The following is a 21,985-nucleotide window of genomic DNA, read 5'->3' as shown; positions in this document are numbered from 1 at the left end:
GGTTTGCTGCTGGCTGCTGGTGCTGCTACTCGATGCCCGAAATCAGCTGAGCTGGAGAGCTCAGTGGGTCTCGGGGCGGAGGACCTTGGTCCGGAGGACCGACTCGTTCAGGTTCATCTGGCGGTCGAGCTCCTTGACGACCGCAGGCTCGGCCTGCAGGTCGATGACCGAGTAGATGCCCTCGGGCTTCTTCTTGATCTCGTACGAGAGACGACGACGGCCCCAGGTGTCGACCTTTTCGACCTTTCCGCTGCCCTCACGGACGACGGAGAGGAAGTTCTCGATCAGGGGGGCGACAGCGCGCTCTTCCAGATCGGGGTCGAGGATGACCATCACTTCGTAGTGACGCATGTGGAACCCACCTCCTTTGGACTCAACGGCCACGGTCGTTCCGTGGCAGGAGGGTTGTGATGCGTACGCAACGGTATCGGCCGCCACTGACAATCGGTTCGCCGATCGGCGAACCGAGCGGCAATCCCTGTCGTGACCTGGCTTGAGCCTGGGCAGACACCGGTGCAGAGGGTACAGAGTACCTGCACTCCGGCTTCCGGTTGAAATCCTGCCGGGTTGGCCGTCAATCTGTACACATCGGGTGTGTATGGCGCTACGATGCGCCGCTTCCGCAGGAGGTGCCTTATGGCACAGGTATTGCGACCCAGCACCACCGGCTCACTCTTCGCCACGGACGGCAAGCCTCATCCGCTCCAGGACACCTTGCTCGTGGTGACCCTGGTGTGCGGAGTCCTGGCCTTCGTCACGTCGATGTTCCACAGCCTCCATCTGCTCAGCTCCTGGGCCGGCCTCGCCGGGATCCTCGCCGGTGCCTACGGCCAGTTCGTCTCGGAGACGACCCGCGAGCGCTTCGGACTGGTCGTGGGACTCGGTCTCTCGGGCGTCGGCTTCTACCTCGGCCTGGCCCACGGCGGCCTCTTCGGTGGTGTGATCTGAGTCGAACGTCCGTTTTCCCCTGACCTCGGAACGCCTCACACCGCGTCCCCGGGGTCCAGGTTGCATACGGCCAGTCGGGGCGCTCACAGGGCGCAGTAGGCTTCGGCGCGAGAGCCGGAGCCCCTGTACCCATGGGGACACACCAGCCCGAGGAGCGCCCCGAATGAGCCTGACCCTGAGGACCATCAGCCGAGAGCAGCATCTGGCATACATCCAGAGCCTGCCCGCGGCCAGTCACATGCAGGTCCCCGCCTGGGCAGACGTAAAGGCCGAGTGGCGCTCCGAGAACCTCGGATGGTTCGACGAGAGGACCGGCCAGATGGTCGGCGCGGGCCTGGTGCTGTACCGCCAGCTGCCCAAGATCAAGCGCTATCTCGCCTATCTGCCCGAGGGTCCGGTCATCAACTGGTTCGCACCGAACCTCGACGACTGGCTGCAGCCGATGCTGGCGCACCTCAAGCACCAGGGCGCCTTCTCCGTGAAGATGGGCCCGCCGGTGATCATCCGGCGCTGGGAAGCCACGTCCATCAAGGGCGGCATCCAGAACCCGGACGTGAAGCGCCTGCGCGACATCGAGGCCGACTTCATCGAACCGCGCGCCTTCGAGGTCGCCGACAAGCTGCGCCGCATGGGCTGGCAGCAGGGCGAGGACGGCGGGGCCGGCTTCGGCGACGTCCAGCCCCGCTACGTCTTCCAGGTGCCGCTGGCCAACCGTTCCCTCGAAGAGGTCCACCGGAACTTCAACCAGCTGTGGCGCCGCAACATCAAGAAGGCCGAGAAGGCGGGCGTCGAGGTCGTCCAGGGCGGCTACCAGGACCTGGAGGAGTGGCAGCGGCTGTACGAGATCACCGCGCTGCGCGACCACTTCCGGCCCCGCCCGCTGTCGTACTTCCAGCGCATGTGGACGGCCCTCAACACCGAGGACCCCAACCGCATGCGGCTCTACTTCGCGCGTCACGACGGAGTGAACCTGTCGGCCGCGACGATGCTGGTCGTCGGTGGACACGTCTGGTACTCCTACGGCGCCTCGGACAACATCGGGCGCGAGGTCCGGCCCTCGAACGCGATGCAGTGGCGCATGCTGCGCGACTCCTACGCCCTGGGAGCCACGGTCTACGACCTGCGGGGCATCTCCGACTCGCTGGACGAGACCGATCACCTCTTCGGCCTGATCCAGTTCAAGGTGGGCACGGGCGGAGAGGCCGCCGAGTACCTCGGCGAGTGGGACTTCCCGCTCAACAAGCTGCTCCACAAGGCGCTCGACATCTACATGTCACGCCGCTGAGCCACCCCGAATCGCATGCCGGGCCGCTGAACCAGCCCGGCATCGCCCCATCGGCCCGGCGAATCAGCGACAATTCCATTTCATACCTCTGATACACGGCAGCCACGAGAAAGGTTCCGGGACCGGCCATGGCGCTCACGCTCTACGTCGACACCGCGCGCTGGCGGGCACACCACAAGCAGGTGTCCGAGCAGTTTCCGGGGCTCGTCCCCGTCTGCAAGGGCAACGGCTACGGCTTCGGCCACGAACGGCTCGCGGACGAGGCGACCCGCCTGGGCTCGGACATCCTCGCCGTCGGCACCACGTACGAGGCCGCCCGGATCAAGGACTGGTTCGGCGGCGACCTGCTGGTCCTGACGCCGTTCAGGCGCGGCGAGGAGCCCGTACCGCTGCCCGACCGCGTCATCCGCTCCGTGTCGTCCATCGACGGCGTGTACGGCCTTGTGGGCGCCCGTGTCGTCATCGAGGTGATGTCCTCGATGAAGCGGCACGGCGTGAGCGAGCAGGATCTGCCGCATCTGCACTCCGCCATCGAGAACGTCCGGCTGGAGGGCTTCGCGATCCACCTGCCGCTGGACCGCACCGACGGCTCGGACGCCGTCGAGGAGGTCATCGGCTGGATGGACCGACTCCGCGCGGCCCGCCTGCCCCTGCACACGATGTTCGTCAGCCACCTCAAGGCCGAGGAACTCGCGCGACTTCAGCAGCAGTTCCCGCAGACCCACTTCCGCGCCCGTATCGGCACGCGGCTGTGGCTGGGGGACCACGAGGCCACCGAGTACCGCGGGGCCGTCCTCGACGTCACCCGCGTCTCCAAGGGCGACCGCTTCGGCTACCGGCAGCAGAAGGCGGCCTCGGACGGCTGGCTCGTCGTCGTGGCGGGCGGTACGTCGCACGGGGTGGGTCTGGAGGCCCCCAAGGCGCTGCACGGCGTCATGCCGCGGGCCAAGGGTGTCGCACGCGCCGGCCTCGCGACGGTCAACCGGAACCTTTCTCCGTTCGTCTGGGCCGGCAAGCAGCGCTGGTTCGCCGAGCCGCCGCACATGCAGGTCTCGATCCTCTTCGTGCCCTCCGACGCCTCGGAGCCGAAGGTCGGGGACGAGCTGGTGGCCCATCTGCGGCACACCACCACGCAGTACGACCGCGTCGTCGAGCGCTGACCCCGGGTTCGACGCGCTCCAGCACAGCGGAAAGGCCGTACACGGACACCGTGTACGGCCTTTTGCTTGGTTCTTCCGTGGCCTTCTCCCCGGCCTGTTCGCTCAGAGCGAACGGTCTCCGGGTGCCGTGTCCCCGCCCCACTCGACCTCGGCGAACCCGTCGAAGTGTGCGGCGTGCCGCGCCGGATGGGCGGCCGCGCCGAGAACGAAGACGTCCTCGGCGCCGTCCAGCAGCCCGCCCGACGGGTCGTCCTCCCCGGCTCGGCGCACCACGTCGCGATCCGGCATGAAGATGTCCCGCACGACCACCGCGCACAGGTACAGCGTCCCCAACAGGTGGACGGCGATAGCGACTTGGTATCCGTCGGTCGGCAGGCCCTTATGGGCGTCCCCGCTGGTCGTGTACGCGAGATACATCCAGATACCCAGGAAGTACGCGACCTCGCACGCCTGCCAGATCAGGAAGTCCCGCCAGCGCGGCCGAGCAAGCACAGCGAGCGGGACGAGCCACAGCACGTACTGCGGCGAGTAGACCTTGTTCGTGAGGATGAAGGCCGCGACGATCAGGAAGGCGAGCTGGGCGAAGCGGGGGCGGCGGGGGGCGGTGAGCGCGACGGCGCTCAGACCCGCGCAGATGATCAGCATCATGATCAGCGCCCAGGTGTTGGCCGTGTCGGGCGTGATCGCGATCTTCAGCCACTGTGAGATGAACAGGAAGACCGAACCGAAGTCGACGCCGCGGTCATGGCTGAAGGTGTAGAACTTCGCCCAGCCCTCGGGGGCGAGGTACATGACCGGAAGGTTCACGGCCAGCCAGGCGCCGACGGCACCGAGCAACGCCGTACCGAACTCGCGCCACTTGCCGGCCCGCCAGCACAGCAGGAAGAGCGGCCCGAGGACCAGGAACGGGTAGAACTTGGCGGCCGTGGCGAGCCCGATCAGAACACCGAAGGCGAGCGGGCGCCCCCGCGACCACATGAGCATCGCGGCGGCCAGCAGGGCCACGGCGAGGAGATCCCAGTTGATCGTGGCCGTGAGCGCGAAGGCGGGCGCCAGAGCGACCAGAAGGCCGTCCCAGGGGCGACGCCGGTGGGTGCGCGCTGTGCATACGGCGATGACCGCCGCGCACACCATCAGCATCCCCGCATTGACCATCCAGTAGACCTGCTCCTGGTGCTGGATGCTCCCGCTGCCCGGAGTGAGCCAGGCCGCGACTTCCATGAACACGCCGGTCAGCACCGGGTATTCGAGGTAGTCCATGTCGCCGGGGATCTTGTCGAAGTACGGCACAAGGCCGTCGGCGAAACCCCGCCCCTGATAGAGGTGCGGGATGTCCGAGTAGCACGCATGCGTGTACTGCGAACTGGCTCCGAAGAACCAGCCGCCGTCGTAGCACGGCAGCTTCTGGACCATACCGAGGACGAACATGCCGATCGCCACCAGCGCGACGACCCGCACGGGCGTCCACCAGGACGTCCCGAGCAGGGCCCGCCGCCCGATAGGGCCGCCGATCAGCTCACTACCGCTGGCGGCGACCTCGTCCTCCCTGGTCGGCCGCACCAGCTCCGGCTCGTGCACGCTCACTCGCGTCGTCTCTGCACTGGGCATGCCGCACATCCTGCCGTACGTGTCTAGGAATAGGCCGAGGGCCGCCCCACCTTGTCGGTGCGGCGGCCCTCGTTTCACGTGAAACGGTGTGTTTCACGTGAAACACACACGGAGGCGGCTATCCGTTCGACACTCCGAAGAGGCCTCCGCCGCCATTGCCATTCGTATTGCCTCTAGTGGTCGAGCTGCTGGTGGATTCCGATGGTGAGGCGCTCACTCCACCGTCGGCGCCACCTGTGCTGGTGCCACCTGTATCGGTCCCACCAGTGTTGTTGCAGGTGAAGTCGAACTTCCTGCAGGTCTCGCTCGCCGAGGGCGAGGGAGACGTCAAGGTCTCGCTGGGGGTCGGCGTCGGAGACGGGCTCGGCGACTCGCTCACCGTGGCCGAGGGGGTCGGCGACGGGCTCGGAGTGTCGTTGAGGACCACACCGATGTCCTCGGGCACCGGGAAGGTCTCCACCTTCTGCCCCTTGAGCGCGACCTCCATGTAGTCCCGGAAGATCTGGGACGGGAACGATGCACCGTGGATGGTCTGCTCGCCACCCGTGCCGTACATCGGCAGGAACTCGCGGTTCTTGTTGGTCTCGTCGTCGTCCAGGCGGTACATGCCGATCGCCGTGGACAACTGCGGGGTGTAGCCGACGAACCAGGCGGACTTGTTGCCGTCGGTCGTACCGGTCTTGCCGGCCACCTCGCGGCCCGTCAGCTGGGCGTTGGTACCTGTGCCCTTCTCGACCACGGTCTTCAGGACGTCGGTGACATTGTCGGCGACCGCCGGGGTGAACGCCTCGACGGTCTTCGCGACACGGTCGTGCTGGAAGACGGTGCCGTCCTTGTTGGTCACCTTGTCGACCGAGTACGGGTCCCGCTGCTTGCCGCTGGCCGCGAAGGTGGCGTACGCCCCGGCCATACGGATCGCACTCGGGGAGGAGGTACCCAGGGAGAACGACGGGAACCTGGCGCTGGCGAGGCTCGATTCCTTGATGCCCGCGCTCAGGACCGCGTCCTTCACCTTGTCCAGGCCGACATCCATGCCCAGCTGGACGTAGGCGGAGTTGACGGACTCGCGCATCGCCTCACGCAGGTCGATCTTGTAGGAGGGCGGGTTGAGGGACTGATGGCCGTCGTTCTGCTGCAGCCACTCCTTGCCCTTGTCGTCCGTCCAGTCCGTTCCGTTGTAGTCCTTGATCTTGAGCCCGTTCTTGCTGCTGTACAGGCTCTTCGGCGACACGATGGTGCGTTCGTCCTGCGCCTGTTCCGAGTGACCCTTGGGATCCCTGGCACCCCAGGTCATGGCAGCCGCCAGCACGAAGGGCTTGAAGGTCGAACCCACCTGAGCACCGGTCTGGTCGGCGTTGTCGGTGAAGTGCTGGGTCGCGTTCACACCGCCGTAGATGGCCTCGATCGCACCGCTGTCCGGGTTGACGGACGCCCCGCCGAACTGGACGAACTTGTCATTTTTCGGACGCAGCTTGGGCTTGATGTTGGCCTTCTGCACCTTCTTCACCGCGGCCTCGAGCGCGTTGACCTTGGCCTTGTCGAAGGTCGTGTGGATCTGGTAGCCACCCTGCCGGAGCTTGGTCTCGGTGATCCCGGTCTTGTCGCTGTTCTTGATCAGGTACGTGTTGGCCAGGTCGACCAGATAGCCGACCTGCCCGCCCAGCGCGGCGTTGGACCGGGGCTGCTGGATCTTCGGGAACGTCTTGAACTCGGCCCGCCGCGCCGCGCTCAGACGGCCGTCCTTGACCTCCTGGTCGAGGATCCATCCCCAGCGGGCCTCAGCACGCTTGCGGTTGGCCTCAGCGGTGGCGGCCGGGTCGATGCCCGGGGCGCCTGCGGGGTCGTAGTAGGTGGCGCCCTTGAGCACCGCCGCCAGGAAGGCGCACTGGCTCGGGTCGAGCTCCGTGGCGTCCTTGTTGAAGTAGGCATGCGCCGCGGCCTGGATGCCGTAGGCGTTGCGCCCGTAGTACGCGGAGTTCAGGTAGCCGGCCATGATGTCTTCCTTGGGCACCTTGGCCCCGACCTTGATCGAGACGAACAGCTCCCTGAGCTTGCGGGAGATCGTCTGCGACTGGTCCTGAAGCATCGCGTTCTTCACGTACTGCTGGGTGATGGTGGAACCACCCTGCGTCTGACCGCCCTTGGCCATGTTCACGAAGGCACGGGCGATACCCATCGGGTCGACGCCGCTGTCGGTCTCGAACGTCTTGTTCTCGGCCGACATGACCGCCCAGCGCATCTCCTTGGGGATCTGCGCGTAGCCGATGATCTGGCGGTTGGCCTCACCACCCGTGGCGACCATCTCGCTGCCGTCGGCATAGAAGTAGACGTTGTTCTGCGCCTTGGCGGTCTTGCCGATGTCCGGGATACCCACCAACGCGTACGCGACGCCGGCTGCGGCGACCATGCTGCCGCAGAAGCCGATGAACAGACCCGTCACGAGCTTCCAGGACGGCACCCAGCGCGCGGCACCGTACTTGCCGGCGCGCGGGTAGTCGAGGATTCGTTTTCTGGCAGGCTCCGGAGCGCGGCCTCGGCCGCGTCCTGGCCCACCGGGGCCCGGGGGACCACCGCGTCGGCCGCCCCCTCCTCCGGGGCCACCGGGTCCCGCGCCGTCGGCGGCTCTGCGCCGGCCTCCGTTGTTTCCTCGCTGTGTGGCCCGCCGTGCCTCGGCACGGCTGCCGAACGGGCTCTCTCCACCCCCCGAGTCATACGAATCGGAAGGAGACCCGGTGGCGTCTCGCGGTGCCTCGCGGCGGTCTGCGGACGGGCCGGACTGTGGCTGGCCGCGCCGGGCCGCGGCACGTCCGCCGCCCTGCGGCTGCGGCGGTTTGCGACGGTGCTCGCTCATCGAACGACTACTCCTCGGGCAGGCGCACCTTTGCGCGCCTGGAAACGGCGGCTGGTTTCCGGTCCCCCCGAAGTACGGATGCGGTCGATCGTGCATTCACCCGTACTGCACCAAAGACGTTGACGTTCTCAGACGTCACTCGGTTCCCGGTGGTGTCCATGCCGCACAGACTACGCACCGTCAAAACCCACCTAGCGCCGAAGTTCACCCCAAACCAGGCAACTTGCTTCGTATGAATCGGTGATGTGACGCCGTTCACTCTGCTCCCGCTTGTCGCATCCTCAAGGTCGTTCTATCGTGCTGATGTATCGAGTCGATACATCAGCACGGCATAAAGACCGTGCGACGAGGCAGCGACAGGGAGGAGGCGACGATGAGCCGGCGTTCCGGGATCCTCGAGTTCGCCGTACTCGGCCTGCTCCGCGAGTCCCCGATGCACGGCTATGAGCTGCGCAAACGGCTCAATACGTCACTAGGCGTGTTCCGTGCCTTCAGCTACGGAACGCTCTACCCCTGCCTCAAGACGCTGGTCGCCAACGGCTGGTTGATCGAGGAATCAGGATCCACACCCGAAGATGCCCTGACAGCAACGCTCGCGGGACGTCGCGCCAAGATCGTCTACCGATTGACGGCTGAAGGTAAGGATCACTTCGAGGAACTTCTCGCGCAGACGGGTCCCGACGCGTACGAGGACGAGCACTTCGCCGCTCGCTTCGCCTTCTTCGGGCAGACGTCACGCGACGTACGCATGCGCGTACTGGAGGGCCGCCGCAGCCGCCTGGAGGAGCGCCTCGAGAAGATGCGCGCCTCGCTGGCGCGCACCCGGGAGCGCCTCGACGACTACACGCTTGAGCTCCAGCGCCACGGAATGGAGTCCGTGGAGCGCGAAGTGCGCTGGCTGAACGAGCTCATCGAGAGCGAGCGGGCCGGACGGGACGTCAAGCGTCTCGCCACCGAAGGCTCCGCTCAACAGGACAACACATCTGGAGAGACGGGCGGCCTGCCCCGGAACCGGGACAGCACCCGGCCGGATCCGTCCGACGACACCGCCACGTGAGACCCATTCGGGGTTTCACCGATATACACAGGGAGCAACCGGAATGGGTTCGGTTCGCGTAGCCATCGTCGGCGTGGGCAACTGCGCCGCCTCGCTGGTTCAGGGCGTCGAGTACTACAAGGACGCCGATCCGGCGGCCAAGGTACCCGGCCTGATGCACGTCCAGTTCGGCGACTACCACGTCGGTGACGTCGAGTTCGTCGCCGCGTTCGACGTCGACGCGAAGAAGGTCGGCCTCGACCTCTCCGACGCCATCGGTGCCAGCGAGAACAACACCATCAAGATCTGCGACGTCCCGAGCAAGGGCGTCACGGTCCAGCGCGGTCACACCCTGGACGGTCTCGGTAAGTACTACCGCATGACCATCGAGGAGTCCGCCGAGGCGCCGGTCGACGTGGTCCAGGTCCTGAAGGACAAGCAGGTCGACGTCCTCATCTGCTACCTGCCCGTCGGTTCCGAGGCCGCGGCGAAGTTCTACGCCCAGTGCGCCATCGACGCCAAGGTCGCCTTCGTCAACGCCCTCCCGGTCTTCATCGCCGGCACCAAGGAGTGGGCGGACAAGTTCACCGAGGCGGGCGTCCCGATCGTCGGCGACGACATCAAGTCGCAGGTCGGCGCGACCATCACGCACCGCGTGATGGCGAAGCTGTTCGAGGACCGTGGTGTCCGTCTTGAGCGCACCATGCAGCTCAACGTCGGCGGCAACATGGACTTCAAGAACATGCTGGAGCGCGACCGCCTCGAGTCCAAGAAGATCTCGAAGACGCAGGCCGTCACCTCGCAGATCCCCGACCGCGACATGGGCGAGAAGAACGTCCACATCGGTCCCTCGGACTACGTGGCCTGGCTCGACGACCGCAAGTGGGCGTACGTCCGCCTCGAGGGCCGTGCCTTCGGCGACGTCCCGCTGAACCTGGAGTACAAGCTCGAGGTCTGGGACTCCCCGAACTCGGCCGGTGTCATCATCGACGCCCTGCGCGCCGCGAAGATCGCCAAGGACCGCGGTATCGGCGGCCCGATCCTCTCCGCGTCGAGCTACTTCATGAAGTCCCCGCCGGTCCAGTACTTCGACGACGAGGCCTTCGCCAACGTCGAGAAGTTCATCAAGGGCGAGGTCGAGCGCTAAAGCACAGTTTTGTGCTCGCTGTTGAGGGTCCCCGGGCTTCTTGCCCGGGGACCCTCCTCGTATGTGAGGCTGTGCCCCATGGCCGTCGTGCGTGACCTGCGCGTCCTCCTGCGCTTCCAGGGGTTCAGACGCCTGCTCGGTGTACGACTGCTGTCCCAGGGCGCCGACGGCGTCTATCAGGTCGCGCTGGCCACCTACGTGGTCTTCTCACCGGAGAAGCAGACCTCGGCGGCCTCGATCGCCTCCGCGATGGCGGTACTGCTCCTCCCGTACTCCCTCATCGGCCCCTTCGCTGGGGTGCTGCTGGACCGCTGGCGGCGTCGGCAGGTTTTTCTGTACGGCAATCTGCTGCGCACGGCACTGGCGTGCGTGACGGCCGTTCTCATGCTGAGCCACGTACCCGACTGGCTCTTCTACGCCTCCGCGCTCTGTGTCACCGCGGTCAACCGCTTCGTCCTGGCCGGGTTGTCGGCCGCGCTGCCCCGTGTCGTCGACATAGACCGGCTGGTGCTGGCCAACTCGCTCTCACCGACCGCCGGAACGCTCGCGGCGACCATGGGCGGAGCTCTCGCGTTCGCCGTACGGCTGGGTGTCGCCGACTCCGACGCGGCGGTGGTGCTCGTAGGAGCGGCGCTGTACCTGTGCGCGGCTCTCGCCTCGCTCCGTATCGCCCCGGAACTCCTCGGGCCCGACCGGGCCCTGGCCCACCCACACCTGGCCACGGTCCTCGCCGGCACCGCACGAGGACTTGCCGCGGGCGTACGCCATCTCGCGGAACGCCCACGGCGAGAGGCGGCCTGGGCTCTCATGACGATGACCCTGATGCGCTTCTGCTACGGCGCACTGACGGTCATGGTGCTGATGCTCTGCCGCTACGCGTGGGCATCCGGCTCGGACGACGGGCTCGCGCTCCTGGGACTGGCTGTGGGCGTCTCCGGAGCCGGCTTCTTCGTCGCGGCCGTGGTGACCCCCTGGGCGGCCGGACAACTGGGCCCGGGCCGTTGGATCGCCGTCTGTGCCGGCGCAGCCGCGATTGTGGTGCCCCCGCTCTGCCTCCCGTTCACCCCCGCACCCACTCTGGTCGCCGCATTCATGCTGGGCGTGACCACGCAGGGCGCGAAGATCGCCACGGACACGATCGTGCAGTCCGCCGTGGACGACGGCTTCCGCGGCCGGATCTTCTCCGTCTACGACGTCCTGTTCAACGTCGCTTTCGTCGGAGCCGCCGCAGTAGCCGCTCTGATGCTGCCTTCTGACGGACGGTCGGTGTCCCTCGTCGTCACCGTGGCGACGGTCTACGCATCAATTGCGGTCGCTATGGGGCGCTTTGAACTTCAGTAAGTGTCACATCAGTGCCACAGAGTCACTTCTGACTACTGCGCTGTCAGAGGGCCCCGATAACTTACGTGCGTCTTACTTTGCATCACGCGCCTAAGTTCTAGGGGGACCCCAGTGACAACTCCGCCACCCCAGGGCCAGAACCCATTCGCCCAGGGCCAGCCGTCCTACGGCCCGCCGCCTCAGGGACAGGCTCCGTACGGCCAGCAGCCCCCGCAGGCCTACCCGCAGCAGCCTGGCCAGCCGGGGTTCCCGCAGCAGCCGAACGCCGGTTTCGCCCCGGTCCCGCCGCAGCGTCCGAAGCGCGGCTTCCGGCAGTACCTGCGCATCGGCATCGTGGTCTGCGCCGTCATAGCCGCCGGCGTGGGCTACCTGGCGAGCCGGCACGACCCGGACACCGCCAAGGTCGGCGACTGCATGAGCATCAGCAACCCCGACAGCACCACGGACCCGGGCCTGAAGGTCGTAGATTGCGGCAACTCCAAGGCGAAGTTCAAGGTTGCAGAGAAGAAGAGCGACAACTCTGGCTGCGACCGCACCAAGTACGCCGAGTACACCGAGACGGGCGGCAGCAGCGACTTCACCCTCTGCCTGTCGGAGCTCGCCGCCAAGTAGCTCCTGTATGGGACGGGAAGGGGCGGTGTTTCACGTGAAACACCGCCCCTTCCCGTCGCCCGGGTCATGTTTCACGTGAAACATGACCCGGCGGCCACTCCTCAGCCCTGCTCGGCCCACCACTCCTTGAGCGCCGCCACGGCGTCGTCATGCTCCATCGGGCCGTTCTCCAGTCGCAGCTCCAGCAGGAACTTGTACGCCTGCCCGATCGCGGGACCCGGACCGATGCCCAGGATCTCCATGATCTCGTTGCCGTCGAGGTCGGGGCGGATCGCGTCGAGCTCTTCCTGCTCCTTGAGCTGGGCGATGCGATCCTCCAGCCCGTCGTAGGCGCGGGAGAGCGCGGCCGCCCTGCGCTTGTTGCGCGTGGTGCAGTCGGAACGTGTCAGCTTGTGGAGACGGTCGAGGAGGGGACCCGCGTCACGGACGTAGCGACGAACCGCGGAGTCCGTCCACTCACCGGTGCCGTACCCGTGGAAGCGCAGATGCAGTTCGACCAGACGTGAGACATCCTTCACGAGGTCATTCGAGTATTTGAGCGCCGTCATCCTCTTCTTGGTCATCTTGGCGCCCACCATTTCGTGGTGGTGGAACGAGACCCGCCCGTCCTGCTCGAAGCGGCGCGTACGCGGCTTGCCGATGTCATGGAGCAGCGCGGCGAGCCTGAGAACCAGATCGGGCCCGTTCTCCTCCAAGGCCATCGCCTGTTCCAGAACGATCAGCGTGTGCTCGTAGACGTCCTTGTGCCGGTGGTGCTCGTCACTCTCCAGCCGCAACGCGGGAAGCTCGGGGAGCACGTGGTCCGCGAGCCCTGTGTCCACGAGCAGCGTCAGGCCCTTGCGCGGGTGGGCGGACCGGATCAGCTTGTTCAGCTCGTCCCGTACCCGCTCCGCCGAGACGATCTCGATACGTCCGGCCATGTCCGTCATGGCGGCAACGACCTCAGGCGCCACCTCGAAGTCGAGCTGTGCCGCGAACCGTGCGGCGCGCATCATCCGCAGCGGATCGTCGGAGAAGGACGCCTCCGGGGTGCCCGGGGTACGCAGAACGCGAGCGGACAGGTCGTCCAGACCGCCGTACGGGTCGATGAACTCCTTCTCCGGCAGCGCGACGGCCATCGCGTTCACCGTGAAGTCGCGGCGCACGAGGTCTTCCTCGATGGAGTCGCCGTAGGACACCTCGGGCTTGCGCGAGGTCCGGTCGTACGCCTCGGAGCGGTAGGTCGTGATCTCGATCTGGAACGACTGCTCCCCATCACCCACGCGAGCGTCCTTCTGGGCCCCCACCGTGCCGAAGGCGATCCCGACCTCCCACACCGCGTCCGCCCAGGGCCGGACGATCTTCAGCACGTCCTCGGGTCGGGCGTCCGTCGTGAAGTCCAGGTCGTTGCCGAGCCGACCGAGGAGCGCGTCCCGGACCGAGCCGCCGACCAGGGCGAGCGAGAACCCGGCCTCCTGGAAACGGCGGGCGAGCTCGTCGGCGACAGGAGACACCCGCAGCAGTTCACTCACCGCGCGGCGCTGCACCTGGCTCAGGGCACTGGAATTGTCTTCGTTGGCGTTCGGCACAACAGAAAAGGGTACGTGGCCGAGGCCCCCGGGAGCGCCCGGATAAATCCCACACCCGCGCCCCACTTCTTTTCGCGGGCAGAATAGGCGCACATACAGGACAGTCGGCATCCTTTGCCGATCTTGTGGACCACTCCGTGGCACTTACTCTCAGCGCACCTCGTTACCATGCGTGGACGCACATTCCGACGACCACTGACGACGACGAGGGACGGGCGAGCGCGTGGCCGAGGCGGCAGACTTCCAAGGGACGAGTCCCTCACCTGCCCGCCGGTGGCTCCGGCGCGGCGGTGCACTGCTGGCCGGGGCGCCGCTGCTGGCCGGGCTGCTCCAGCTGCCCCTCAGCACGCCCTCTCAGGCCTCTGAGAGAGCCGCTGTGGCCACTGCCGCGGGTTCGTCCGGCCCTGTGGACGTCAGCCTCGACTCGCTGAGCCCCAGCGCCCCCACCGACGGCGACACGATCACGGTCTCGGGCTCGGTCACCAACACGAGCAAGCAGACGGTCACGGACGGCCATGTGGGTATCCGTGTGGGACCGTCGCTGAACACCCGCTCCGCCATCGACACCGCCGCGAAGCGCACCAGCTTCCAGCCGGGCCTCGACGCGCTGGAGGTCGGGGGCAAGTACGTCGCGAAGGTCACCAAGCTCACCGCGGGCAGCTCGCAGAACTTCAGCATCTCGGTGCCCGTCAAGGACCTCGACCTCGGCTCCGACGGGGTCTACCAGCTCGGCGTATCGCTGACGGGCCGGACCACCGCACAGCCGTGGGACCAGGTTCTCGGCATCAAACGGACGTTCCTTCCCTGGCAGTCCTCCGCCGCGGACACGAAGACGAAGACGACGTACCTCTGGCCGCTCATCTCCACCGTCCACCTCACGGCGGAGACCGGTTCGGACGCGCAGCAGACGCCTGTCTTCAAGAACGACGACCTGGCCAAGGAGATCGCCCCCGGCGGACGCCTGGACCAGCTCCTGTCGCTGGGCAGCGAGCTCGATGTCACCTGGGTGCTCGACCCGGACCTGCTGGCCTCCGTCGACGCGATGAGGGGCGGCTACCGGATCCAGCAGGAGGACGGCACGACCATCGCCGGGAGGAACCAGGCGGTGGCCAGCGCCTGGCTCGACAAGCTGGAGAAGACGGTCCAGGACCGGAGCGTCGTCGCGCTCCCCTTCGCCGACCCCGACCTCGCGTCGCTGGCCCACCACGGCAAGGACGTCACCGGTTCCCTGAGTCACCTCAAGGACGCCACCGACGTGGCGGCCGGCACGGTGGAGACGATCGTCCACGTGAAGCCGAGCACCGAGTTCGCCTGGCCCGCGGACGGCGCGGTGGACCCGTCGATCGTCAAGGTGGCCACGTCGGCCGGCGCGGACAAGGTGATCGCGCGCAGCGACAGCCTGCGGGAGACGGGCGGTCTGTCGTACACGCCCAGCGCCGCCCGTCCCATCGGCGGCGGAACGACGGCGGTGGTCGCGGACGAGCGGCTGTCGACCGCGTTCGAGGGCGACATGATGAAGGCGGACAACTCGACTCTCGCCGTCCAGAAGTTCCTCGCGCAGAGCCTGATGATCAACCTGCAGGAGCCGAAGGACGCGCGCAGTATCGTCGTCGCTCCGCAGCGCATGCCCACCGCGAGCCAGGCGCAGTCCATGGCCGAGGGGCTGCGGGCGCTGCAGCAGGGGAACTGGTCGGAGTCCCAGGGGCTGATCGAGGCCGCCAAGGCCAAGCCCGACCCCGGCGCCACCACGAAGGTGCCCTCCGCGTCCTCGTACCCCTCGGCACTGCGCAAGCGGGAACTGCCGCGCGCGGCCTTCGAGCGGATCCAGGAGACACAGGCCAAGCTCGACAAGTTCCGGATGATCCTGACCGACGAGTCCCGTGTGGTCACCCCGTTCGGGCGGGCCATAGACCGGGGGATGTCGGCTTCCTGGCGCGGTCGCACCACTGAGGCGGCGGACTTCCGGCAGGGCGTGGAGACGTACCTCGACGGGCTCATGGGCCTGGTGCATCTCATCAAGAAGTCGGACGCGAAGCTCTCCGGCCGCAGCGCCACGATCCCCGTGACCGTCCAGAACAATCTCGTGCAGGGCGTCGGCCATCTGGTGCTGCGCCTCACGTCGCAACAGCCCACCCGTCTCAAGATCGGCAACGGCCCGTACGACGAGCAGCCGATCCAGGTCTCCGGCGAGCACAGTCAGTCGGTCAAGTTCACGACGTCCACCAAGGCCAACGGCCCGGTGCAGGTCGTCGCCCAGCTGTACACGGAGGACGGGCAGCCGTACGGCGACCCGGTTCCCTTCGAGGTGAAGGTCACCGAGATCACCTCTACCGTGATGCTCGTCATCGGCGGTGGAGTCCTGCTTCTCGTGCTCGCCGGTTTCCGGATGTACACGCAGCGTAAGCGCGCCGCGGCCCGGCAGGCCGAGGAGGACGCGGAGAACGGCCTCGATGCAGGGGGCGAGAGCAAGGACACGGACGGCACCGTGGACACTGACACCACCGCAGACTCCGAGGCCGGTCCCGAACGGGCTTTTGACTCGGAGTCCGGGGCAGACGACCCGGAGCACCCGAGTGACCCAACACCGGACACCGCACCGGAAAGCGCCGACCCGTCCGGCACGGGTGAGAGAGTGGACCGTTGAGCGATGTCGTGGCCGGTGGGCCCGGGGACGATGAGGTGGGGCAACCATGAACGCGCCGTACGACGGTGACCGCGGCCAGGGTGCGGGCTCCTCGGGCTACCCCGAGGACTACCCGGACCAGCACGCGGGCCGCTCCGGTTACCCCGAGGGCACGCCGGAGGCCGGTCAGATGCCGCCGGGGTCTCCCGCGGACATGTACCTCCAGGACGCCTACGACCAGGATCCCTACCGGGCGCAGGACCTCTCGGCCCAGGACCCGGTGGCGGAGGCGCTCTACGACCGTGCCGCGCACCCTCCGCCGGCGCCCGGAACGTACGCCCCCCAGCAGCCGCTCTACGCCCAGCCGCCGGCGTCGCAGTACGCGCCCGACCCTCGGGTGTGGGCCCAGACGCCCCCTCCGGAGCCGGCCGGGCCGACGCGCCACCTGCCGTACGGGGACGACGCCCGGACCACCCAGTTCGTGGGGGTGGACGACCTGGTCACCCAGGCCGGCGAGGAGCAGCCCGAGCCCGACGCCTTCGCGCATCTCTTCCGCGATCAGCAACAGGGCGGCGTCCGTCACGCCTATGCCTCCCCCGCGGTCCCGGCACCGGCGCCCGAGCCGGCTCCGGCCGCACCTCAGCCTCCCGCAGCCGCTCCGGCGAAGTCCGGCGGTCGCGCCTCCGGCTTGCTGAAGTCCAGCGCCGTCATGGCGGCGGGCACGCTGGTGTCCCGTCTCACCGGCTTCGTACGCACCATGATCATCACCGCCGCGCTGGGAGCGGCGACGCTCGGCGACGCCTGGACCGTCGCGTACACCCTGCCGACGATGATCTACATCCTGACCGTCGGCGGCGGACTCAACTCGGTCTTCGTGCCCCAGCTCGTGCGGTCCATGAAGGAGGACGAGGACGGCGGTGAGGCGTACGCCAACCGCCTGCTGACCCTCGTCATGGTCGCCCTCGGTGTGATCGTCACCGCGGCGGTCTTCATCGCGCCGCTGCTGATTCAGCTGATGTCGGACTCCATCGCGAGCGACCCGGCGTCGAACAACGTGGCCGTCTCCTTCGCCCGGTACTGCCTGCCCACGATCTTCTTCATGGGTGTGCACGTGGTTATGGGCCAGATCCTCAACGCCCGCGGGAAGTTCGGCGCGATGATGTGGACTCCGGTCCTGAACAACATCGTCATGATCTTCACCTTCGGCATGTTCCTCTGGGTCTACGGCAGCGCCCGGCACTCCGGCATGACGGTGAACAACATCCCGCCGGACGGGATCCGTCTGCTGGGCATCGGAACCCTCCTCGGCCTGGTCGTGCAGGCCACGGCCATGGTTCCGTATCTGCGCGAGGCCGGGTTCCGGTTCCGTCCGCGCTTCGACTGGCGGGGCCACGGGCTCGGCAAGGCCGTCAAGCTCGCCAAGTGGACCGTGCTCTTCGTTCTCGCCAACCAGGCGGGCGTCCTCGTCGTCACACAGCTGGCCACAGCGGCGGGCAAGGCCTCGGGCAAGGACGGAGCGGGCATCCTGGCCTACGCCAACGCCCAGCTGATCTGGGGCATGCCGCAGGCGATCATCACGGTCTCCGTCATGGCGGCCATGCTTCCGCGGATCTCGCGAGCGGCCCACGACGGTGACCCGGGAGCCGTCCGAGACGACATCTCGCAGGGTCTGCGGACCTCGGCGGTGGCGATCGTCCCGGTGGCCTTCATGTTCGTGGCCCTGGGCATCCCCATGTGCACCCTGCTCTTCGGTTCCAGCGGCATCGAGGCCGCACAGTCCCAGGGCTATGTCCTCATGGCCTTCGCCCTCGGTCTGATCCCGTTCTCGGTGCAGTACGTGGTCCTGCGTGGCTTCTACGCCTACGAGGACACCCGCACCCCCTTCTACAACACGGTCATCGTGGCCGCCGTCAACGCCGCCGCCTCGGCCCTCTGTTACGTGGTGCTGCCCGCGCAGTGGGCGGTCGTCGGCATGGCCGGCGCATACGGACTGGCGTACGCCGTCGGCGTCGGCGTGGCCTGGCAGCGACTGCGCAGGCGGCTGGGCGGCGACCTGGACGGGGCACGCGTGCTGCGCACGTACGCGCGTCTCTGCCTGGCCTCCCTCCCTGGCGCCGTGGTGGGCGGGGCCGTAGGCTTCGCGATCACCCAGGTTCTCGGGCACGGTGTGATCGGTTCGATCGCCGCGCTCGTCGCCGGATCGATCGCCCTGCTCGGTGTCTTCTACGTCGCCGCGCGCAAGATGCGCATCGAAGAACTCAACTCAATGGTCGGAATGGTCCGCGGGCGCCTGGGTCGCTGAGGCGGGGGTACGCGCACAACCATCGTCCGTCGCCGTGTGTCGTGCATAGCGCCGGACTGTGGGCACAATTGGTTTCTGCGTCGGACAGCGCGCAATGGATGGGGAGGCAGGGACGACGGTGGCGGAACGGAGCACGGCTGCCGTCGACGTGGCAGACAACAGCGGTGACGAACCGCTGACCGCCAAGGCGGACCAGACCACGTCCGACGGGGTGGCCCACAACCGGGAGCAGGAAACGGACAGCGAAGAGGCACAGGGGAGCGGCGGGACCGAGAGTCCCGGAAAGGCCTCACCGCCCGAACTGCACAGTGGTCACAAACTCGCCAGGCGTTACCGCCTCGAAGAGTGCGTCACCCGTCTGGACGGTTTCAGCAGTTGGCGCGCGATGGACGAGAAGCTCCGCCGTGCCGTCGGGGTGCATCTGCTGCCCGCCGATCATCCGCGGGCCCGCTCGGTCCTGGCGGCGGCCCGTTCCTCCGCCCTGCTGGGCGATCCCCGATTCGTCCAGGTCCTGGACGCGGTCGAGGAGAACGATCTCGTCTACGTGGTACACGAGTGGCTGCCGGACGCCACGGAGCTCACCGCACTCCTCGCCTCGGGTCCCCTCGAGGTGCACGAGGCCTACCAGATGGTGAGTCAGGTCTCCCAGGCCATGGCCGCCGCGCACCGCGAGGGCCTCGCCCATCTGAAGCTGACCCCGGGGGCCGTGCTGCGCACGTCCTCCGGCCAGTGGCGCATCCGCGGGCTCGCCGTGAACGCGGCGCTGCGCGGCATCAGTTCGGACACCCCACAGCGCTCCGACACAGAGGCGATCGGCGCACTCCTGTACGCCGCCCTCACCCAGCGGTGGCCGTACGAGAACGACGCCTACGGCCTGTCAGGGCTGCCCAAGGGCGTCGGTCTCATCGCACCCGACCAGGTGCGGGCCGGTGTCCACCGGGGCCTGTCGGAGCTCGCGATGCGCGCGCTCGCCAACGACGGTGCGACCGCCTCCCGCCACGAGTCCCCGTGCACCACGCCCGAGGAGCTCGTGAAGGCGATCAGCGAGATGCCCCGCATCCGCCCGCCGGAGCCCGCTTTCACCGCACCGCCCGAGTACCAGCGCACGACGTACCAGCAGGGCACGTACGGCCGTCAGTCGCCGCGTCCGGGCACCACCCAGCCCGTGCCCGCACCGCCGCCCCCGCTGCAGAGCCGTACCGGCACCGCCCTGAAGTGGGCCGTCTCGGCGCTTCTCATCGCCGCACTGGGCCTGGGCAGTTGGCAGCTCGCGGACGCGCTGATGCACCACAGCAAGTCCGACGACACCAAGAAGACCCAGACGACGGACGGCAACGAGAAGAGCGGCGACCAGACCGAGCCGGTCAAGCCGATCGCCATCAAGGACGCCCAGGAGTACGTCGCGAAGGGCGGCGCGCAGGCATCCGGTGACGTGGGCAAGACCTTCGACGATGACAGCTCGACATACTGGCGGAGCAAGAGCTTCCTGGACGGTCCGGACATGAAGCCGTCCTACAAGCCCGGTGTCGGTATCGTCTACGACCTCGGTTCGCAGCAGACGGTCACGGCGGCTTCCATAGGGCTCCGGTACCCCGGTGATCACACCACGATCACCCTCTACGCGACCGACTCGATGGGCTCCTCCACATCAGTGGATGCGATGACGAAGATCGGGACGCTCACGACGAACGCGACCAGCGCGAAGATCACAGTCAGCAAGAAGGCGAAGACTCAGTACGTGCTGCTCTGGATCACGGCGATGCCCTACGCGTCCGGTGACCAGTACAGCAACGCCGGCTACAAGCAGGCCATCACGGATGTGAAGTTCACCGGCTGACGTTCGTCGACGGAGGGGAGGGGGTCCGATGGCCGATGAAGCCGCTTATGGCGAAGCAAGCGATCAGGACCTCCTGGCCCGCCATGTCAAAGGCGATCCTGACGCCTTCGGTGAGATCGTGCGGCGGCATCGTGACCGGCTCTGGGCGGTGGCCCTGCGGACGCTGGGAGACCGCGAGGAAGCCGCTGACGCGGTCCAGGACGCGCTCGTCTCGGCCTACCGGGCCGCCCACACCTTCCGGGGCCAGTCGGCCGTCACGACCTGGCTGCACCGCATCACGGTGAACGCCTGTCTAGACCGAGCCCGTAAGGCGGCCTCCAGGAGGACGTCCCCGGTCGATGACACCCAGCGCCTGGAACAGCTCCTCGAACCGCACGAGTCCGCGTCCGCGCCGGCCGAGCGCAATGACCTCCACCGCGAACTCATTGGGGCCCTGGGCACTCTCCCGGCCGACCAGCGCGCCGCCCTCGTCCTGGTGGACATGCAGGGCTACCCCGTGGCCGAGGCCGCCCGCATCCTCGATGTGCCGACCGGCACGGTGAAGAGCCGCTGTGCACGGGGCAGAGCCAGACTGCTTCCCCTGCTCACCCATCTCCGCACGGAGAACGCCGGTGACGAGGGGACCAAGAAGTCGGGCGGCGGACGGAACCGGACGCAGGGGACATCCGTCCCACCCGCAGCGGGACCGCACGAGCCGGGACCCCGCGACGCAGGGCCAAGCGATTCAGCGGCTGTGAAGGGCGGAGGTGGGCGAGCGTGACATCCACGACGGACAAGGCCGGGCACCCGGACGTCGCGGAAATCTCCGACCTCACCGAGGGCCTGCTCTCGCCATCACGTACCGAGGACGTACGAGAGCATCTCGATGGATGTGTGCTCTGCGCCGACGTGTACGACTCCCTGGAGGAGATCCGCGGCCTGCTCGGCGCTCTGCCTGTTCCCTCGCGCATGCCCGACGACGTGGCCGGGCGTATCGATGCCGCTCTGGCCGCGGAAGCCCTGCTGAGTGCCACAGCGCCCGATGAGGCCTCTGCCGCGGACGACGACCTCACTCATGTTTCACGTGAAACGTCGGCTGCCGGCGCTCCTTCGGGACATCCTCGAGCGGCCACCGGACCCGGTCGTCCTCATCGAGCGCGTCGTGGGCGCCGCAGGACGGTCCTCCTCACTACCGCCTTCGCGGCCGCCGCCCTGGGGCTGGGCGCGATCCTTGTACAGACGCTGGGCGGCGACAGCTCCGGCAAGACCTCCCAGACAGCAACGCAGCAGGAGCCGGGGGCGCGCTACACCTTCTCCGACAAGACGCTGAAGAGCGAGGTATCGGGCCTTCTCGCGAAGAACACAAAGTCGGGTAACAGCTCGGCCAGTGCGAAGCCCTGGGGTGTCGAGTCGCAGGACGGCGGAACCGATTCGGGCGGGCCCAAGACCCTGATCACCCCCACCCCCGCCGTGCCCCAGTGCGTCGAGCAGGGGACCGGGGACCCGGGGGTCCTCCTCGCCGCCAAGGAGGGCTCGTACCAGGGGACCGGCGTCTATCTCCTCGTGGTCTCCGATGCCTCCGACAAGTCGAAGGTCACGGCCTACCTCGTCGACTCCTCCTGCGAAAAGCAGGCTTCCCCGTCGCCCGGGAAGCTCCTGCTGACGCGGTCGTACGCGCGGCCCTGAAA

General features: G+C 67.6%; 16 protein-coding genes. 12 read left to right on the top strand and 4 right to left on the bottom strand.

The window, feature by feature from the left end; translation table 11 throughout:
• Positions 1-60: 60 nt before the first annotated feature.
• Positions 61-351, bottom strand: a complete 291-nt coding sequence (gene rpsF, locus ACIQRL_RS09225; protein ID WP_261703747.1) for a 30S ribosomal protein S6 — start codon at positions 349-351, stop codon at positions 61-63.
• Positions 352-636: 285 nt separating this feature from the next.
• Here rpsF and ACIQRL_RS09220 point away from each other — a divergent pair, with 285 nt between their 5' ends.
• From ACIQRL_RS09220 to ACIQRL_RS09210, 3 genes are all read left to right on the top strand, one after another.
• Positions 637-948, top strand: a complete 312-nt coding sequence (locus tag ACIQRL_RS09220; RefSeq protein ID WP_401329125.1) for a hypothetical protein — start codon at positions 637-639, stop codon at positions 946-948.
• Positions 949-1,111: 163 nt separating this feature from the next.
• Complete coding sequence (gene femX / locus ACIQRL_RS09215) at positions 1,112-2,233, top strand: peptidoglycan bridge formation glycyltransferase FemX (protein WP_401329122.1); 1,122 nt, start codon at positions 1,112-1,114, stop codon at positions 2,231-2,233.
• Positions 2,234-2,361: 128 nt separating this feature from the next.
• Positions 2,362-3,393 (top strand): alanine racemase, encoded by a 1,032-nt coding sequence (locus tag ACIQRL_RS09210; RefSeq protein WP_355848134.1) that lies wholly within the window; start codon positions 2,362-2,364, stop codon positions 3,391-3,393.
• Between the two features lie 102 nt (positions 3,394-3,495).
• Here the strand turns inward: ACIQRL_RS09210 and ACIQRL_RS09205 are convergent, their stop codons facing one another.
• Positions 3,496-5,001 carry a glycosyltransferase family 87 protein gene (locus tag ACIQRL_RS09205; RefSeq protein ID WP_401329119.1) on the bottom strand — a complete coding sequence of 502 codons (1,506 nt, stop codon included), beginning with the start codon at positions 4,999-5,001 and terminating at the stop codon, positions 3,496-3,498.
• 118 nt (positions 5,002-5,119) lie between these two features.
• Positions 5,120-7,852, bottom strand: a complete 2,733-nt coding sequence (locus ACIQRL_RS09200; RefSeq protein WP_401329116.1) for a transglycosylase domain-containing protein — start codon at positions 7,850-7,852, stop codon at positions 5,120-5,122.
• Between the two features lie 373 nt (positions 7,853-8,225).
• Between ACIQRL_RS09200 and ACIQRL_RS09195 the strand changes: the two genes are divergently transcribed.
• The 4 genes from ACIQRL_RS09195 (at position 8,226) to ACIQRL_RS09180 (ending at position 11,988) form a co-directional block, all read left to right on the top strand.
• Positions 8,226-8,909, top strand: a complete 684-nt coding sequence (locus ACIQRL_RS09195; protein ID WP_401329113.1) for a helix-turn-helix transcriptional regulator — start codon at positions 8,226-8,228, stop codon at positions 8,907-8,909.
• A 43-nt stretch (positions 8,910-8,952) separates the two neighbouring features.
• On the top strand, positions 8,953-10,035 hold the full coding sequence (locus tag ACIQRL_RS09190) for an inositol-3-phosphate synthase (protein ID WP_386882813.1): 1,083 nt from the start codon (positions 8,953-8,955) through the stop codon (positions 10,033-10,035).
• A 78-nt stretch (positions 10,036-10,113) separates the two neighbouring features.
• On the top strand, positions 10,114-11,376 hold the full coding sequence (locus ACIQRL_RS09185) for an MFS transporter (protein ID WP_401329112.1): 1,263 nt from the start codon (positions 10,114-10,116) through the stop codon (positions 11,374-11,376).
• A 111-nt stretch (positions 11,377-11,487) separates the two neighbouring features.
• Positions 11,488-11,988, top strand: coding sequence for a hypothetical protein (locus ACIQRL_RS09180; protein WP_401329109.1), 501 nt, complete (start codon positions 11,488-11,490; stop codon positions 11,986-11,988).
• 101 nt (positions 11,989-12,089) lie between these two features.
• Here ACIQRL_RS09180 and ACIQRL_RS09175 read toward each other — a convergent pair whose 3' ends face one another.
• Positions 12,090-13,556: a CCA tRNA nucleotidyltransferase gene (locus ACIQRL_RS09175; protein WP_401329107.1), complete on the bottom strand. Its 1,467-nt coding sequence runs from the start codon at positions 13,554-13,556 to the stop codon at positions 12,090-12,092.
• A gap of 223 nt (positions 13,557-13,779) precedes the next feature.
• Here ACIQRL_RS09175 and ACIQRL_RS09170 point away from each other — a divergent pair, with 223 nt between their 5' ends.
• The 5 genes from ACIQRL_RS09170 (at position 13,780) to ACIQRL_RS09150 (ending at position 21,983) form a co-directional block, all read left to right on the top strand.
• Positions 13,780-16,200, top strand: a complete 2,421-nt coding sequence (locus tag ACIQRL_RS09170; protein WP_401329104.1) for a DUF6049 family protein — start codon at positions 13,780-13,782, stop codon at positions 16,198-16,200.
• A gap of 46 nt (positions 16,201-16,246) precedes the next feature.
• Positions 16,247-18,481 carry a murein biosynthesis integral membrane protein MurJ gene (gene murJ, locus ACIQRL_RS09165; protein ID WP_401329101.1) on the top strand — a complete coding sequence of 745 codons (2,235 nt, stop codon included), beginning with the start codon at positions 16,247-16,249 and terminating at the stop codon, positions 18,479-18,481.
• A 118-nt stretch (positions 18,482-18,599) separates the two neighbouring features.
• Positions 18,600-20,318 (top strand): serine/threonine protein kinase, encoded by a 1,719-nt coding sequence (locus ACIQRL_RS09160; protein WP_401329098.1) that lies wholly within the window; start codon positions 18,600-18,602, stop codon positions 20,316-20,318.
• Positions 20,319-20,346: 28 nt separating this feature from the next.
• Positions 20,347-21,078 (top strand): RNA polymerase sigma factor SigM, encoded by a 732-nt coding sequence (sigM, locus tag ACIQRL_RS09155; protein WP_401329095.1) that lies wholly within the window; start codon positions 20,347-20,349, stop codon positions 21,076-21,078.
• Positions 21,075-21,983 (top strand): anti-sigma factor family protein, encoded by a 909-nt coding sequence (locus ACIQRL_RS09150; RefSeq protein WP_401329093.1) that lies wholly within the window; start codon positions 21,075-21,077, stop codon positions 21,981-21,983. The genes sigM and ACIQRL_RS09150 overlap by 4 nt, the downstream gene beginning before the upstream one ends.
• Positions 21,984-21,985 lie beyond the last annotated feature (2 nt).

The sequence above is a fragment of the Streptomyces sp. NPDC091209 genome, assembly GCF_044757755.1.
Taxonomy (GTDB): domain Bacteria; phylum Actinomycetota; class Actinomycetes; order Streptomycetales; family Streptomycetaceae; genus Streptomyces.
The sequence above is the reverse complement of the archived record's forward strand: the minus strand, read 5'-3'. Positions and strand labels throughout refer to the sequence as shown.

Bases quoted from the DNA above. Each gene is read 5' to 3' on its own strand.
- ACIQRL_RS09200 (WP_401329116.1), bottom strand. From the start codon at position 7,852: ATGAGCGAGCACCGTCGCAAACCGCCGCAGCCGCAGGGCGGCGGACGT.
- murJ (WP_401329101.1), top strand. From the start codon at position 16,247: ATGAACGCGCCGTACGACGGTGACCGCGGCCAGGGTGCGGGCTCCTCG.
- ACIQRL_RS09190 (WP_386882813.1), top strand. From the start codon at position 8,953: ATGGGTTCGGTTCGCGTAGCCATCGTCGGCGTGGGCAACTGCGCCGCC.
- rpsF (WP_261703747.1), bottom strand. From the start codon at position 351: ATGCGTCACTACGAAGTGATGGTCATCCTCGACCCCGATCTGGAAGAG.
- femX (WP_401329122.1), top strand. From the start codon at position 1,112: ATGAGCCTGACCCTGAGGACCATCAGCCGAGAGCAGCATCTGGCATAC.
- ACIQRL_RS09210 (WP_355848134.1), top strand. From the start codon at position 2,362: ATGGCGCTCACGCTCTACGTCGACACCGCGCGCTGGCGGGCACACCAC.
- sigM (WP_401329095.1), top strand. From the start codon at position 20,347: ATGGCCGATGAAGCCGCTTATGGCGAAGCAAGCGATCAGGACCTCCTG.
- ACIQRL_RS09220 (WP_401329125.1), top strand. From the start codon at position 637: ATGGCACAGGTATTGCGACCCAGCACCACCGGCTCACTCTTCGCCACG.
- ACIQRL_RS09205 (WP_401329119.1), bottom strand. From the start codon at position 5,001: ATGCCCAGTGCAGAGACGACGCGAGTGAGCGTGCACGAGCCGGAGCTG.
- ACIQRL_RS09195 (WP_401329113.1), top strand. From the start codon at position 8,226: ATGAGCCGGCGTTCCGGGATCCTCGAGTTCGCCGTACTCGGCCTGCTC.
- ACIQRL_RS09185 (WP_401329112.1), top strand. From the start codon at position 10,114: ATGGCCGTCGTGCGTGACCTGCGCGTCCTCCTGCGCTTCCAGGGGTTC.